Annotated in this window: 18 protein-coding genes; 10 read left to right on the forward strand and 8 right to left on the reverse strand. The window is 38.8% G+C overall.

The annotated features are described in order from the left end of the window. Nucleotides 1–54: 54 nt before the first annotated feature. Genes BUA72_RS17985 through BUA72_RS18005 form a run of 5 tightly spaced genes read left to right on the forward strand, consistent with a single transcriptional unit; the run spans nucleotide 55 to nucleotide 4,277 of the window. On the forward strand, nucleotides 55–1,401 hold the full coding sequence (locus BUA72_RS17985; protein ID WP_047451234.1) for a TolC family protein: 1,347 nt from the start codon (nucleotides 55–57) through the stop codon (nucleotides 1,399–1,401). A gap of 1 nt (nucleotide 1,402) precedes the next feature. Further along, entirely contained in the window at nucleotides 1,403–2,002 is a 600-nt protein-coding gene (locus BUA72_RS17990) for a SprT-like domain-containing protein (protein ID WP_072924385.1), read from the forward strand. Further along, nucleotides 1,996–3,078 (forward strand): mannose-1-phosphate guanylyltransferase, encoded by a 1,083-nt coding sequence (locus BUA72_RS17995; protein WP_228407917.1) that lies wholly within the window; start codon nucleotides 1,996–1,998, stop codon nucleotides 3,076–3,078. Before BUA72_RS17990 ends, BUA72_RS17995 begins: the two co-directional genes overlap by 7 nt. A gap of 34 nt (nucleotides 3,079–3,112) precedes the next feature. Then, entirely contained in the window at nucleotides 3,113–3,775 is a 663-nt protein-coding gene (locus BUA72_RS18000; RefSeq protein ID WP_072924387.1) for a hypothetical protein, read from the forward strand. Then, the gene (locus tag BUA72_RS18005; RefSeq protein WP_072924388.1) at nucleotides 3,744–4,277 is read left to right on the forward strand and encodes a GNAT family N-acetyltransferase; all 534 of its coding nucleotides are present in this window, start codon (nucleotides 3,744–3,746) and stop codon (nucleotides 4,275–4,277) included. The genes BUA72_RS18000 and BUA72_RS18005 overlap by 32 nt, the downstream gene beginning before the upstream one ends. 122 nt (nucleotides 4,278–4,399) lie before the next feature. Here BUA72_RS18005 and bcp read toward each other — a convergent pair whose 3' ends face one another. After that, nucleotides 4,400–4,849 carry a thioredoxin-dependent thiol peroxidase gene (bcp, locus tag BUA72_RS18010; protein ID WP_072924390.1) on the reverse strand — a complete coding sequence of 150 codons (450 nt, stop codon included), beginning with the start codon at nucleotides 4,847–4,849 and terminating at the stop codon, nucleotides 4,400–4,402. A gap of 33 nt (nucleotides 4,850–4,882) precedes the next feature. On the opposite strand from bcp, the gene nth reads away from it, so the two are divergent. Further along, nucleotides 4,883–5,503 (forward strand): endonuclease III, encoded by a 621-nt coding sequence (nth, locus tag BUA72_RS18015; protein ID WP_047451220.1) that lies wholly within the window; start codon nucleotides 4,883–4,885, stop codon nucleotides 5,501–5,503. A 355-nt stretch (nucleotides 5,504–5,858) separates the two neighbouring features. Here nth and BUA72_RS18025 read toward each other — a convergent pair whose 3' ends face one another. Both BUA72_RS18025 and BUA72_RS18030 read right to left on the reverse strand, forming a co-directional pair. Continuing rightward, nucleotides 5,859–6,305 (reverse strand): DinB family protein, encoded by a 447-nt coding sequence (locus BUA72_RS18025; protein ID WP_072924393.1) that lies wholly within the window; start codon nucleotides 6,303–6,305, stop codon nucleotides 5,859–5,861. An 85-nt stretch (nucleotides 6,306–6,390) separates the two neighbouring features. Next, nucleotides 6,391–8,187: a DUF885 domain-containing protein gene (locus BUA72_RS18030; RefSeq protein WP_072924395.1), complete on the reverse strand. Its 1,797-nt coding sequence runs from the start codon at nucleotides 8,185–8,187 to the stop codon at nucleotides 6,391–6,393. A gap of 168 nt (nucleotides 8,188–8,355) precedes the next feature. Between BUA72_RS18030 and BUA72_RS18035 the strand changes: the two genes are divergently transcribed. From BUA72_RS18035 to BUA72_RS18050, 4 genes are all read left to right on the forward strand, one after another. Continuing rightward, entirely contained in the window at nucleotides 8,356–8,817 is a 462-nt protein-coding gene (locus tag BUA72_RS18035; protein ID WP_034724389.1) for a hypothetical protein, read from the forward strand. A 170-nt stretch (nucleotides 8,818–8,987) separates the two neighbouring features. After that, nucleotides 8,988–9,692, forward strand: coding sequence for a MotA/TolQ/ExbB proton channel family protein (locus tag BUA72_RS18040; RefSeq protein WP_034724388.1), 705 nt, complete (start codon nucleotides 8,988–8,990; stop codon nucleotides 9,690–9,692). A gap of 82 nt (nucleotides 9,693–9,774) precedes the next feature. After that, a complete protein-coding gene (locus BUA72_RS18045; protein WP_034724387.1) occupies nucleotides 9,775–10,173 on the forward strand; it encodes an ExbD/TolR family protein in 399 nt (132 codons plus the stop codon). Between the two features lie 33 nt (nucleotides 10,174–10,206). Continuing rightward, nucleotides 10,207–11,094, forward strand: coding sequence for an energy transducer TonB (locus BUA72_RS18050; RefSeq protein ID WP_034724386.1), 888 nt, complete (start codon nucleotides 10,207–10,209; stop codon nucleotides 11,092–11,094). 15 nt (nucleotides 11,095–11,109) lie between these two features. On the opposite strand, the gene BUA72_RS18055 is transcribed toward BUA72_RS18050, so the two are convergent. From BUA72_RS18055 to BUA72_RS18075, 5 genes are all read right to left on the reverse strand, one after another. Continuing rightward, nucleotides 11,110–11,502 carry a hypothetical protein gene (locus BUA72_RS18055; RefSeq protein ID WP_072924397.1) on the reverse strand — a complete coding sequence of 131 codons (393 nt, stop codon included), beginning with the start codon at nucleotides 11,500–11,502 and terminating at the stop codon, nucleotides 11,110–11,112. Between the two features lie 72 nt (nucleotides 11,503–11,574). After that, a complete protein-coding gene (locus BUA72_RS18060) occupies nucleotides 11,575–11,940 on the reverse strand; it encodes a four helix bundle protein (protein WP_072924398.1) in 366 nt (121 codons plus the stop codon). Between the two features lie 74 nt (nucleotides 11,941–12,014). Next, nucleotides 12,015–13,418 (reverse strand): nucleoside recognition domain-containing protein, encoded by a 1,404-nt coding sequence (locus tag BUA72_RS18065; protein WP_072924399.1) that lies wholly within the window; start codon nucleotides 13,416–13,418, stop codon nucleotides 12,015–12,017. Nucleotides 13,419–13,549: 131 nt separating this feature from the next. Beyond that, the gene (locus BUA72_RS18070) at nucleotides 13,550–14,422 is read right to left on the reverse strand and encodes an SGNH/GDSL hydrolase family protein (protein WP_317043249.1); all 873 of its coding nucleotides are present in this window, start codon (nucleotides 14,420–14,422) and stop codon (nucleotides 13,550–13,552) included. A gap of 46 nt (nucleotides 14,423–14,468) precedes the next feature. After that, on the reverse strand, nucleotides 14,469–14,981 hold the full coding sequence (locus BUA72_RS18075) for a DUF6973 domain-containing protein (protein ID WP_047451203.1): 513 nt from the start codon (nucleotides 14,979–14,981) through the stop codon (nucleotides 14,469–14,471). Between the last annotated feature and the right edge of the window lie 31 nt (nucleotides 14,982–15,012).

The raw sequence follows: 15,012 nt of genomic DNA on the forward strand, positions 1-15,012 counted from the left end.
ATTAAAACTGTAACTTTTTTATATTTGGCTCGTCTAATATTGAAAATTATTAATATGAAAAAAGTTTGGATTATCGTTTTTGGATTAAGCTGTCTGGGACTGAGTGCTCAGAAGAAATGGTCCTTAAGAGAATGCGTAGACTATGCCGTAGAGCATAATCTTCAGGTTATCCAAAATCAATATTCTAAACAAATCCAGGATTCTAACCTTAAAATAGCAAAAAATCAATATTTGCCATCAGTATCCGGAAGTATGTCTAATAACGTGAGTTTCGGGCAGACTTCATTTGGAACAGGAAGTTTGAGGAATGACAGGTTCAGCAACAGTGCTAATCTGGGAGCGGATATTTTACTGTATAACAATGGGAGACTGGAGAAAGCAATCAGAAAAACCCAGTTTGATGTAGAAGCCAGCCAATATGATGTGGAAACGATTAAAAATGATATTTCCCTTCAGATTGCCCAACAATATCTGACAACCCTTCTCAATAAAGAAATCGTAAAAATCTCGGAGAGCGCTGTTGAAAATGCTCAAAAGCAATACGACAGAGCCAAAATAACAACACAGGTTGGAACTACCGCTCAAACTATTCTGGCGGAAGCAGAAGCAGCATTGGCAAGAGAAAAGCAAAACCGTAAGACGGCTGAAATTAATGTCGGCAGAAGTCTTTTTGCTATGGCACAGCTGTTACAACTTCCGGATTATAAAGATTTTGACGTTGAATATGTAGCAGTTCCTGACCAGCTGGAGCAACCCTTAAAATCAGTGGATGAAGTTCTTACGACGGCTTTTGAAAATCAACCGCAGGTAAAAGCGGCACAAAGCAGAATCAATTCTGCCGTAGCGCAAACAGAAGTAAGTAAAACGGCTTTCTGGCCAACGCTTACAGGAAGTGTGGGAATAGGAAGTTTTTACAACAACCTTTTAACCACTAATACCACGGGTGTTGATGCGACAGGGAATCTTGTAATGGAAAGAAATTTATTCGGTCAGTATAAAGATAACTTTGGACAGAATGCCAGTATTTCATTGAATGTTCCTATTTTTAATAAAGGAATTACCAAGCTGCAGGTAGAGCAGTCTAAGATAAACGAAAGCGTTGCTAAGATTACTCTTGAACAGCAGAAGCAGACGGTAAGACAGAATGTACAGAAGGCACAGTTTGATGTAGATGCGAACTATGAAACCTTCCTTTCGGCAGTGGAAACAGAGAAAAGCACAAAACTTGCTCTGGAATTTGCGGATAAAAGTTATACCGCAGGAAGAACAACGATTTACGATGTGAATGTAGCCAGAAACAACTATGCAAACGCACAGGGATCTGTGGCTCAGGCGAAATACAATTACCTTTTCAGTCTTAAATTGCTGAATTTCTATGCAGGAATTCCATTAACTTTGTAAAATGTCTATCCAGTCATTAGAAAAATATTTACCTCAAAATACACTAAAATACTTAAGGGTTTGGTTTGCAGATTACTTTATTCACATAAAAGTTACCCGCAGCCGGAATTCCAAACTGGGAGATTACAGAAAACTTCCTGATAACTCCCATGAAATAACGGTGAATTCAACATTGACTCCACCGCTTTTTTTCTTTGTGCTTACCCATGAACTGGCCCATCTCATCGCTTTTGAGAAATATGGGCGCAGAATTTCGCCACACGGCATTGAATGGAAAGAGACCTTCCGAAATATGCTTCTTGAAAGCCTTGAAGTCTATGATGAAGATCTGAAGCCGATCATTATTAGATTTTCAAAATCTCCGAAGGCTAATTTTATGGCCAGCCCGGATCTTGTAAGATATTTTCATACTGAAAAACAGGATGATAGGCTGCACTTTATAGAAGAGCTTGAAAAAGGAGAATTTTTTATCTACCGGAACGAGAAGTATTTATTAGAAGGTCTGATTAAAAAAAACTATCTTTGTAAGAACCTGGCTACGGGAAGGAAGTATTCTTTCAAGCCTCTGGCAAGGGTTGAAAAATGTAGGCAAGAATGTTAAAATCAGATAGATACTGTGTCATCATGGCGGGAGGAATCGGCAGCCGGTTCTGGCCTATGAGTACACAGAAATTTCCAAAACAGTTTCAGGATATTTTAGGAATCGGGCGTACTATGATTCAGCAGACGTATGACAGAATCAGCCGGATCATTCCTAAAGAACAGATATTCGTGATCACGAATAAAGAATACGTTGCGCTTTCCCATCAGCAGCTTCCGGAAATTCCTGAAGAAAATATTGTGGGCGAACCTCTGATGAAAAATACAGCGGCATGTAATCTGTACATGGCGAACAAGATTGCTGAAATTAATCCGGATGCCACGATGATTGTACTTCCGGCGGATCATTTGATCTTAAAAGAAGAAGTATTCCTGGAGAAAGTAGAACTTGCTTTTGACCTTGCTGCCAAGCATGACTATCTGGTAACGTTGGGTATTACGCCTACCAGACCGGATACCGGATACGGATATATTCAGTTTGTAGAAAAGAAAAGTTCAGATTATTTCAAAGTAAAAACGTTTACGGAAAAACCTATTCTTGAAATTGCTCAAAGCTTCCTTGAAAGCGGAGACTTTCTATGGAATGCAGGGATATTTATCTGGAATGTGAAAAGCATTCACCATGCATTTGAACTCTATCTTCCTGAAATGATGCAGCACTTTATGGCCTGCGAATACAATTCTGAAAAGGAAGACAGTTGCATTGAAACCATTTACCCGAAAGTACAGAAAATTTCGATCGATAACGGAATTCTGGAAAAGGCCAAAAATGTATACGTAATTCCATCGGATCTGGGTTGGAGTGACCTTGGAACCTGGACTTCCGTATACGAAAATACTGAAAAAGATAGAGACGGAAACGCTGTAAAACTGAAGCATTTTCTCAATTATAATTCCAAGGGGAATATCATCAGACTAAAGAACAATAACAAAGCTGTCATCATCGACGGCCTTGAGGATTTTATTGTCGTAGATACAGATAAAGCCTTGCTGATCTGCCCGAGAGACAATGATCAACTGATTAAAGACTATGTTCTTGACCTGAAAAGTTTCAAGAAAGGAGACAAGTTCATGTAAAAATAATGGCTAACTTTCTGCTGATTTTTGAATTATGATAAAAACCGCAACACGATCAACCATTTTTTTGTTTCTGCTTTTTGGATTTCTGGGATTTTCTCAGAACAAGAAAAATTTTTCCAGTATCCCGAATATTTTACAGCAAATTATTCCCAATGACAGAGTCGATTCCTGGGCTTTAGTGTACAACAGCTACGGTAAAAATCAGGAGATCAGGACTTCAGGCGGAAAGAAAGACTACACGCCACAATTTTCCGGCTTTAATTTATTCCCCACAGAAGACAGCTTTTATTATATCGCTTATGCTGCAGGCGGAAAGATGAATTACATCACAGATCTTGAAGGTTTGAGAAAGTTCGTCGGGAAAATTGACAATGCAGAAGAAGCCGCTATCGTTCTGACGGCTGAAGGATATATGGTAGACGAGGAATTTAAAGATGTTGCCGGCAATTATTATGAAGATGCTGCCAATTATTATCTGGATCTCGGAAAACTTACCTCAAAGGAATGTCCTTATCAGAAAACGCATTATACACTGACTGTCAGTAAGTCCTCAGGAGCTGTTTCCAAAGTGAAAGACAACGGAACCTACATTGAACTTTACAATAAAAAGTGCGCGAATAATCCAAGGCTTTTAAAAATTCAGAAAAAAGAAGAACCCAAAGATGACCCAAAGAAATCTACTAGACGAAAATAGCGTTTACGAAACAGAAAGACTGATCATCCAGCCTGTATCGGTGGATGACAGAGAATTTATTTTTGAACTTTACAACAGACCGAAGTTTATTAAATACATCGGAAATCGTGGGGTAAACAGTATTGCTGATGCTGAAAACTATATTATAAACAGGTTTCTTCCCCAGTTTGAAAAATCCGGTTTCGGAAATTATGTGGTGGTAACAAAAGATAAAGGCGAAAAAATAGGCGCAGTAGGAATTTTCGAAAGAGAAGGCCTTGATGTCGTGGATATAGGTTTTTCCCTGTTGGAAGAATTTGAAGGGAAAGGATATGCCTACGAAGCGGCTGAGAAGGTAAAATCTATCGGGATGGATATCTATGGCTTACTGAAAATCTCCGCCATCACCTCAAAAGATAATTTTTCATCACAAAGCCTCATCAAAAAACTGGGACTTGAATTCAAAAACTATGTGACCCTTCCCAATGACGATGAAGAGTTGATGTACTTCGAAACCAATTAAGTTTTAATGTCAGGAAGCACGATGCTGCTTAAATTCTGACGATCCGGTTAACCATGTCAAGGTTCAAAACCTTGACATGGTTAAATTAGCAATTCCCGGTTCCAGTTTCCAGCCCCATTAAACTATCCTTCCAGAATCTGGTCAGCCGCAGTTTTAGAGGTTACCTTCTCTATCACTCTTGTACAGATTCCGTTTTCATCAAAGATAAAAGTGGTTCGTACGATCCCCATATACGTTTTTCCGAATGTTTTCTTCTCCTGCCAAACCCCGAATTTTTCAATAGCATCGTGATTCTCGTCGGCAAGAAGATCATATGGAAAAGCAAACTTACTGTGGAAGTTTTTCTGCTTCTTTACACTGTCTCCGCTTATTCCCAACAGTTGAAATCCGGCTTTTTTAAGCTTTGAGTAATTGTCGCTCAGGTTGCAGGCTTCCACGGTACACGTTGGCGTGCTGGCCTGAGGATAAAAGAAAACGACTAATTTCTTTCCGATGAGTTTTGATGAGGTGATGGTTTCACCATCCTGATTTGTTCCTTCAAATTCAGGTAATTTATCTCCAACTTTCAGCATAATGAATTAATTTTGTTCAAATTTAATGGTTAAATGACAAAAAAGCAAAGAGCTCAGCTCGTTCAGAACGAACTGGAGAAATTATATCCTACCACACCTGTTCCTTTAGATCACACCGATCCTTACACCTTAATGGTTGCTGTAGCACTTTCTGCACAGACCACCGACAAAAAAGTGAATCAGGTGACTCCCCATCTTTTCGAGGTGGCCGGAACGCCGCAAAGGATGGCCAGACTGGAAGAATTTGAAATTAAAGAACTGATCAAAGAAATAGGACTGTCCAATACAAAAGCAAAGAATCTGAAAAGAATGGCTGAACTTTTACTGGAAAGACATGATGGTATCGTTCCCCAGACCTACGAAGAACTGGAAGCACTTCCAGGAGTTGGGCATAAAACCGCTTCTGTGGTGATGAGCCAGGCCTTCGGATTTCCTGCCTTTCCGGTGGACACACACATTCACAGGCTGATGACGCTATGGAAGCTTACTTCAGGAAAAAACGTTGTAGAAACGGAGAAAGACGCCAAAGCCATATTTCCGGAAGAAACGTGGAACAAGCTTCACCTGCAGATTATTTTCTACGGAAGAGAGTATTCACCCGCCAGAGGAAAAGGGGAGAAGGACTTTCTTACGAAAATGATGTTTGAAAAGTAGAAAAGGATTGCTTCTATAAGCTTTTTTGTATAAAATCCCGGTTTCTGATTTGTATGGAGAGTTCTCTGTAGAGTATAGAAGCCAGATCCAAGCGGGTCTTCATACACCATAGAAAGAGATCCGGAGCCGTTTATTGAAATAACAACATGGCAGAAATCGTCCTGCATAAAATTTTGAACTTCAATATTGAATTCCCGGCAAAGATTAGTGAAACCGGAATAAATATCAGTATTCGTAATTTTCTCATCAATAGTATTGATAACCAGGGTGCTGTTTCCTTCGTTTCCTTGCTTTTTAAAATCAATTCTTCAAAGCTGGAGGTATTAATGACAGGGGTAAATTCCTTTTTCATATTTTATAGATCAAGAAGCCTTCTGTGATAATTGATCTGACCCAGATGATAGTCCAGATGCGTGATCAAATGAATCAGAAAGTATCCTGTGGTCATTTTATCTTCAAAAACAACAAGAGGATATTCTTTTTCAAGGTCTTGCGGAGTCAACTGACTGAGGACTTGATCAACCATGGCTGTGGTGGCTTCTGCCATGGCTAAAAGTTCTGTCTGAGGAATATCTTTCAGTGAAAACTCCAGCTCCCTGTTTCTGATATAGCCGGTTTTTCCCAGTTCTGCACCAATGAAGAGGTTAAGGTTTCCAACCAAATGCAGACATAGATTTCCTGCAGAATTGGCGATGTTTTGATCTGTTTTCCAGATCGCATCTTCATTCCGGTATGCTTCGATTTCGGTTTTTAGTTTGTTCAAATCTCTGCTGTAGAGAGATCTCAGGCTTTCTATGATCATATTAATTGGATTAAATTAGATAAAAAAAGATGGGACATTAAAATTAATCATCCCATCTCTATTATTTTTATTTTTTTATATAAATCTATTGTTGCTTTTTAGCCCAAAGATCCATCTTCCTGTTTAAAACATCCAATGGAAGACATCCCTGGCTTAAAATCTCATCATGGAAGCTGGCTAAATTAAACTTCTTGCCAAGCTCTTTCTGATACTTTTCTCTAAGCTCACGGATTCTCAACGATCCTATTTTGTAGCCTAAAGCCTGTCCCGGCATTGCCATATATCTTTCCACCTCTGCCGTAGCGCTGGCTTCATCATAAGAAATATTGCTCAGGAAATATTTAATGGCTTCCTCTCTTGTCATGGTTCCGGTATGAAGTCCGGTATCTACAACCAGTCTTACCGCTCTCAGCATCTGATCGCTCAGGTAACCCATTTTCTGGTAAGGATCTGTATAAAGACCAAACTCAGGTCCCAGAGTCTCACAATAGTGCGCCCAGCCTTCTCCATACGCTCCAAACCATCCGAATCTCATGAATTTAGGAAGCTTGGTATTTTCCTGCTGAAGAGAAACCTGATAGTGATGTCCCGGTATTGCTTCATGAAGGAAAAGAGATTCCATCCCGGAAGTCACGTTGAATTTGGTAGGATCAGGAATCGGCATATAAAATATTCCCGGTCTTTTTCCATCCGGAGTTCCCTGGATATACTCTGCGCTGGCACTTGCTTCTCTGAATTTTTCCGTCTGTCTGATCTCAAACTTCGTTTTTGGCGTTACGCTGAACATTGTTTTCAGTTTAGGAGTGATCTTCGCCAGAATACCGTTAAATCCATTTAAAACCTCTTTAGACGTCTTATACGGCATTGCTTTAGGATCTGTTTTTACAAAATTGATAAACTCTTCCAGTGTTCCTGAAAAACCAACCTGCTGTTTCACCTTTTCCATTTCAGCACGAAGCATAGCGACCTGCTGAATTCCGATTTTATTGATTTCCTCAGGTGATTTCTTCGTTGTTGTCCAGCTTTTAGCGTAATATCTGTAAATCTCGTTTCCGTTCGGAAGGCTATTGTAGCCATCCGTATCTCTTGCTTTCGGCAGATATTCTTTCTCCAGGAATGTACCCATTTTGGCATAAGCCGGAATGATTTTTTTCGTTATCGCTTCTGCATAAAGAGCGGAAAATTTATCTTTCTGAGCCTGCGTAAAGCTTTTCGGGAAGTTTTTTATGGGGCCGTAGAAAATGTTTTTATCCATATCAGCCGTTGTGATCTCTTCTGCTCTCATCTGAGGGATCATTTTAACGACCAGTTTTTTAGGAAGAACCACTTTATTGGTGATGCCTTCACGGAAATTGTCGGTGGCGGCATTCATCCATTCCGGGAATTTCTCCATTCTTTTCAGCCAGTCGCTGTAGTCTTTTTCTGTTTTAAAAGGCTGGCTTCCTTCGCCGCTTCCATACAGCGGAAAGTTCAGGGGAAGTCCTCCGAACTGTGTAAAAGGAATATATTCCGGGTGATAGGCATAGGCCTCGATTTTATCTTTTAAAGTATAATCCAGGACATCATAAACTACCTTTTCTTCATCGGAAAGACCTTTGTAATCAACGCTTTCCAGCTGCTTCTGTACGGAATTATAAAAAGCAACCTCTCCGGAGATAAAGTCTTTGTCAATATTGATCGGAAGCTGGTCATTGTATCTCGTATCTCCCTGGGAAGTAGCTTCTAAAGGATATAATTTCAGATACTGCTCATAATAACTGGATGCAATAGAATCCATGTTCGTAGGGGTCACCTTCGTCAGCGGAGAATCAGATTTTTTGCAGGAAGCAAGGCTGATCACCAGTCCGAGCCCTAAAATACCTTTTGATAAAATGTTTTTCATTTTCAGAATCTTTATGCAGCAAAAGTAAGTATTATTGGCCTATACGGAATAATCAATCATAATGATTTAAAAAAATAATTTTCAAAATATTTTCAACTTTGAATCAATTTTTTATCTTTGTCTAAAACGTTTAACAATCATATTATTACAGCTCTTTTTTAAGAAATAATGAAAGGGATTTTAAAAATTTACCATCCGGAGGAGACCCTAAAATACAATATTAGAAACACTTATTGTAAGGCGGTCTACAGCAACCAACAACATTTATTAGAGGTTGAAATTATAACGGATGACAGTTTGGATCATGTAGATGATGATTCATTACAGTACAACTTTCCGCAGCTTTCACTTGAAATTTTCGATTTTCCTATCGAATCGAAGGAAATTGAAGGAAAAGTGATCAGGATTAATGATTCTGAAGAAGAAACCTATACCGAAGTTGATTTATTCGACGACGACGATGCCTTTATCTACGATAATGAGCTCCAGTTTGAGAAAAATGAAGAAGGTGAACTTCAGGTCATATGGAAGGGTACTATCGACGATTTCTATACGGGATCAGATACGCCGATCCCATTCCGATTAAAATGCGAATTTACGCAGGATGACATTGATGTAGGCGAAGAATAGCCGCTTTTTCATCCTTTTTATATCAAATTTCTTTTCAAAGTTTCTTTTGGAAAGGAATTTGCTGTATCCAAATCATAACAAATTTTAAGTTGTTTTTAAGCAATTTTTAAGAGAGCAATTCATAATATTCCACTACATTTGTCGTTAAAATTTTATAAAAATTCACATTAATGCTGTTAACGGAACTTACTCAGATTTTATTTGCACAGATTACTGCTCCTGCAGTTGCAACAGACGATTTAGAATTTTCATTTTGGAAGATCATGTTCCACGGAGGGGCTTTCGCTAAGATAGTGATGTTTGTCGTTCTGGCTTTAGGTGTGTTTTCGCTATACCTGTTTTTTGAACGTTTCTTCTTTATTAAAAGGCTGACTTCAAAAACAGATGCCAATTTCATGGAGAATATTGAAGATTTTATCAAGGAAGGAAAGATAGAATCGGCTGCAGATTATGCAAAAAAACAGAACTCTCCCGAAGGAAGAATACTGGAAAAAGGAATTTCAAGACTGGGACGTCCTGTTTCTGACATTGTAAGTGCCATGGAATCCCAGGCGCAGATAGAAGTAGCGAATATGGAAAAGAATCTGAACCTTCTGGCTGTGGTACCAAGTATCGCGCCGATGTTAGGACTTTTGGGAACGGTTATCGGGATGATTATCGCATTCTTCAACCTTTCTCATGCAACGGGATCTTTCTCACCAAAAACATTGTCTGAAGGTATTTATACGGCATTGGGGCAAACGGCGGTAGGTTTGGCTGTAGCTATTCCTGCTAACTTTTTCTACAATATTCTTTTAACGAGAATTGACAGATTTGTATTGAAAGCTCAGAATATGTCCGGAGAATTTTTAGACCTTATCAACAAACCTTTATAAATCTTTCTTATGAAATCGCTAGCCATCATGTTTTCAAATAATAGCGATTCCATCTGACCATTAAAAAAGTAAAAGTAAACAGATGAAAATTCAGAGAAGAAATAAAGCGAATCCCGAATTCAGTTTGGCAGCGATGACCGATGTTATCTTGCTGATGCTGATATTCTTTATGATCACTTCATCAGCCGCCAATCAAAGTGCGATTGATGTAAAGTTGCCAAAAGCGGGAGCTGTTGAAGATAATATTCCTAATCCTTTGACGGTAAGTATTAAACCGGACGGAACGTATTTTGTAGATGATAATCCTGTGACAAGAGACCAGCTGGAAGCTGTCATTGTCAGTAAATTGACAGGCCAGGCGAATAAATCTTTCACCATCCGTGCAGATGAAAATACCATGCATAAAGATGTTGTCTTCGTCATGGAAATCGCTGAAAAGAATAAATTTAACATTGCAATTGCAACCGTTAAAGATAAATAATGACTCCGGAACATTCGGAAAGAATCATTTAAAATGAAAAGTTACACAGTAAACAAAAACGAGCAAAACAGAGACCGGATAAAAAGTGCAGTACTTTCTATCCTGATCTGGTCTGGGATCCTGCTTTTTGTTTTTCTTTATAAACTGAAGCCGGAGCTTGATAAACAGTCTGATGAAGTGGTTACAACAATGCTCGTTAATTTCGGTGACAACAGAAATGGAAAAGGGATTGAAGAACCTGCAGATCAGCCGGGAAGCCTTGCCGCAGCCACTGAAGAAGTAACTCCGGAACCTGTTGAAACGGCAGTACCTGAAACGAAAACAGTAATAAAACCTGAACCTGCGCCGGAACCCAAGAAAACGGAAGTGAAGGAAAAAGTGATTACAGGAAATAATTCGAAGGTAAGCGTTCCGAAGAAAGAAGAATCCAAAAAAGAAGATAAGAAGACCGCCACCAGCGCAAGTGCTTCAAAAAATACAAAGAAATCCGGAGCTACAACCGCCAATTCCAAAACCGGAAACGGTGACGGAAAAGGGACGGCAGCCATCGGAAACCTGATCAGAGGAAGAGGGACAAAAGCTGGGAGCCAGGGAACTGGTGAAGGTATCGGTAACGCAGGAGATCCTTTAGGAGGAGACGGAAACGGAGACAGCAAAGTAGGAATTGACCGAAAATTGATCGGCTATATTCCCGGAACGATGGGAAGAGGAGGCGCACAGCCTAGTAACAGCTGTACAGCAAGTGGAACTATTACCATTGCCTATACAGTAGATAAAGCCGGAAATGTAGTTTCTGCAAGAAGATCGGGAGGAACATCAGATCCCTGTATATCTTCTACGGGAGTATCCTGGGTTAAGAAGTATGTTAAAGCCGAAAAAGCGAGTACATCCTCAACCGGATCTTATAAAATCACATTCTAAAAATACAAAAGCACTTTATTCAAGTGCTTTTTTTATTTCATTAATCCTGTTGATCACCGGTAGTGCAAAAATGCCGCTGGTCTGAAGATACAATTCATAGAACGTTTTTGCCTTGTCTAGAAACTCATTGTTTTTTTCTCCTCTGCCTGTAAAGTAGAACAGGTTGCCCAGCATTTCATAATAATCTTTGTGGTCTCTTTCCTGTCTTTCGTTGACGATTTCTATAATTTCTTCTTTTGTTTTTGAGGCAAGGGTCGTAAAATCAAATTTGAAAATATCTCTCATCAAAGACTCAAAGTCCAATTCTTTCTGCATTAAACTTTCTTCAGGCTTGTCTAAAATCAGTTTTTCCAGTGCTTGCGTTAACTGACGTATTAATCTTAATGTGAATTCTTTATCTGTGATCATAATTGAGTTTATTTAGTTGCTTTGCTAGTTGCTAGTTGCTAGTTGCTAGTTGCTAGTTGCTAGTTGTGTGGTTTATGTTCGCCAGCTTAACTGGACGTATTTTATAAAATTATTTATTTTTCCTCCTAGGAGTTGATATTGTTCTGTTTTAACCTTTAAATCTGGGATCAGGTCTGGATAAAGTCTTATTATTTTGGATAAATGGCTTACTGTTTCGTCACAACTTGCCTGTGAATAAATAAGAAATCTGATAAAATCTCCTTTATAACTTTTCCTACCATAACCTTCAGCGATATTGGTCACTACAGAATCTGCAGATCTCCTTAGTTGGCTTCCCAACTCATATAATTCGTATTTTGGTAATTTTAATGAAAGCTGATGAGTCTCAATAAACAGGTCAAAAGCAATAGTATAAATATCAAGTTTTAGATAGCTCATAAGTGTTTTTTTAATAATTCATAGATGCAGTTAGTTGGCAACTAGAAAACCAGCAACCAGCAACTGACAACAAATTAAGCAAAAAACAAATACGCTAGCACAATCGAAGTAATAATCCCCACCAGGTCCGCCAGAAGCATAGCAATTACCGTGTATCTCGTGTTCTTTACGGCTACGGCTCCAAAGTAAACCGCAATCACGTAAAACGTCGTATCTGAGCTTCCCTGAAGAACAGCGGCTAATTTCCCCTGGAAACTGTCTGCTCCGAAAGTCGCCATCGTATCCACCATCATTCCACGAGCTCCTGAACCAGATAACGGCTTGATTAAAGCGGTTGGAAGTCCGTCTACAAATCTTGCATCCAGATGGGCGTTATAAGCCACCCACTTCATCCCGTCAATAATAACGTCAAAAACGCCGGAAGTTCTTAGCAGGGAAATAGCAATCAACATTCCAACTAAATAGGGAATAATCTTCACACAGGTCGTAAAACCTTCTTTTGCGCCTTCAATAAAAGCATCAAAGACATTGATTTTCTTATAGACCGCACCCAGAACAATAGCTAAAAAGATGAAAAGAATCAATCCGTTACTTAAAACTTTACTGAAATCATCCAATTCATCTTTACTCAATTGAACCAGATATAAAACCAATAAGGCAATAAGGGCTGAAATTCCTCCTACGTAAGCCAGAACTACAGGTTTTAAAAGATTTATTTTTTGGTATAATGAAACAACAATCATGGCGGCTAAAGTGGCTGCAAATGTTGCGATCATACAGGGAAGAAATATATCGGTTGGTGTTTTTGAACCCATCGAAGCCCGGATGGCAATAATAGAGACTGGAATCAAGGTCATTCCGCCTGCATGAAGACACAGAAACATAATCTGAGAATTGCTGGCAGTGTCTTTATTGGGATTTAACGTCTGCAGACTTTCCATCGCTTTTAAACCAAATGGAGTAGCGGCATTGTCCAGCCCCAGAAGATTCGCGCTGAAATTCATCAGCATATGTCCGAAAGCCGGATGGTTTTTAGGAATGTCAGGGAATAATTTTGAGAAAAAAGGCTGAATGAGACGGCTCAACAGATTAATTCCTCCTGCTTTTTCAGCAATACTCATGAATCCCATGAACAGGGTCATGATTCCGATCAGGCCAATACAGATCTTAACTGCCGTTTCGGAGGTTCCGATCACGCCGTCTGCTTCCTGAACTCTGTAAACCTTTACATTCTGTTTAAGAGAATCTGTTTTATAATGGATCCTGCTGTCCGCAAAATCATTCTTTTTCATCAGGCTGTCTCTGACAACCGGGGTAAGCGCATTCATCGGCTGTGAAGCGATCTGAACTGTATCACCGCCTTTTCCCACCACCATATCATTGAAGATGGTTTTGTAGTGGCCAGACGAGATGTATTTAATACTGGCAATGCCAATGGCAATGATAATGAAAGCCGACCAAATTCTGCTGAGGACCATTTAATTTTATTTTGGATTTTAAATGTAGTGAAAATTACTAAAAAGAGAAATTGAAAAAGCAGTATTGCCGAAAAGGCAAGATTTTTAATTAAGATTTCCTCACCAATTTTGCCATCCTATAGCGATACATTTTACTTTGCCATTCTCTTTAATGTATTGGCTGTTTCCGATTTAATTTCTCCTAAATATTTTAGCTGTGATGCATCTTTATTGGTGAGAAGACTATAGAAAATGCATGCATTGAAAAATGAACCCGTTTTATTGGGATGAATTTCATCTTCTAACAGTTCAATATCTGGGTGTTTTGTCATGACTTCATAAAACTTTTCACTGTTTTTAGATTGAATTAAATCATTTTTGGATGCCAATAAACTATGGCCTTCAGAAATTAATTCTTGATGTTGCACAAGATCCTTAATCACTGGAGAACAGATTTTTGGGTCAAAGATTATTTTAGAGGGATAGCAGTATTTTTGTGGGTAATTCTCCTTTCCTGCCCATGTAGTGAATAATATGAATTTACAGTCCGGATTAGAAACCAATTTCTTTATGGTCTTTATAGAATGATCAATATCCTGATCTCTGTATTCAGGAATTAAAACACTCACTGTTCCGGTCTGCATAATGATTACATCCCAATTTCTTTCGGCAATCATTTTCTCTGTCTCCGTAGTTTCGGAGTCGGTCTTTTTTCGGGTATTTACCATGTTTTCAGTCTGGGCGACAATGATTTCATCAAGATGATCAGACAAAGACATACCAGGAAAAGTACTTTGATAGATTTTAAAATTTTGATCGTTTTCGTTCAACATCGACTGAAGCATTTTCGGCATGTCATGAAAATAGGTTAAACTATTTCCAATAAAAAGAACATTTACTTCTTTGTCATGTCTTATATTTTGAGATTTACAAAATGAAACACAAAATAGAATGATTAATAGTAGCGTATTTTTCATGGAGTTGTGAACTAGTGCTAAATGTAAATGTTTTTTTGATATAAACATTATAAAGGCAGAAATTCTCTTTAGTAAACCTTGAAAAATTTATTTATTATTTCTCATCAAGATAAACCAGATATCCCTCAAAGTCATCATCTAAGCTTTTCAAAACCTTGGCATCATCCATTTTCTTAGCAAGACTGTCGATGAAAAAATTCTTCTCAAAAAACTGGCGGTGAATTCCCGGAAGCAGTTCCATGAAATAATCCATGCCGATTTTGTTGTTGTGAAGATCCATTTTCGTTTCCAAAGGCTGATTGGGAAAGAGTTCTTCATGCATATCGGTTATTCTTTTGCAGAAACTCAGTGCTTTTTCCGGTGAAGATACCTTGCAGCAGTACATCATGATGAAACAGCACCAAAGCGCGTGTCTGAAAGCATTTCCAATTCCGTTGTTAGATGCCGTTTTCGGAAACTTTTTCTGGGCAATGGCGAAAGCCTGTACCGTTGCATGAAAACTTAATAATGCAAAAAGAGGATGGGGAAGAAGAAGCGATAAAAGACGCATGATCTTTTTCAGGCTCATGCTTCGGATGGTATTAAAAAAAATCTTAAAAGTCCTCATAAATAAAAATCTCTCCCTAATTAGAGAGAGA

Source organism: Chryseobacterium sp. OV279 (assembly GCF_900128945.1).
Classification (GTDB): domain Bacteria; phylum Bacteroidota; class Bacteroidia; order Flavobacteriales; family Weeksellaceae; genus Chryseobacterium.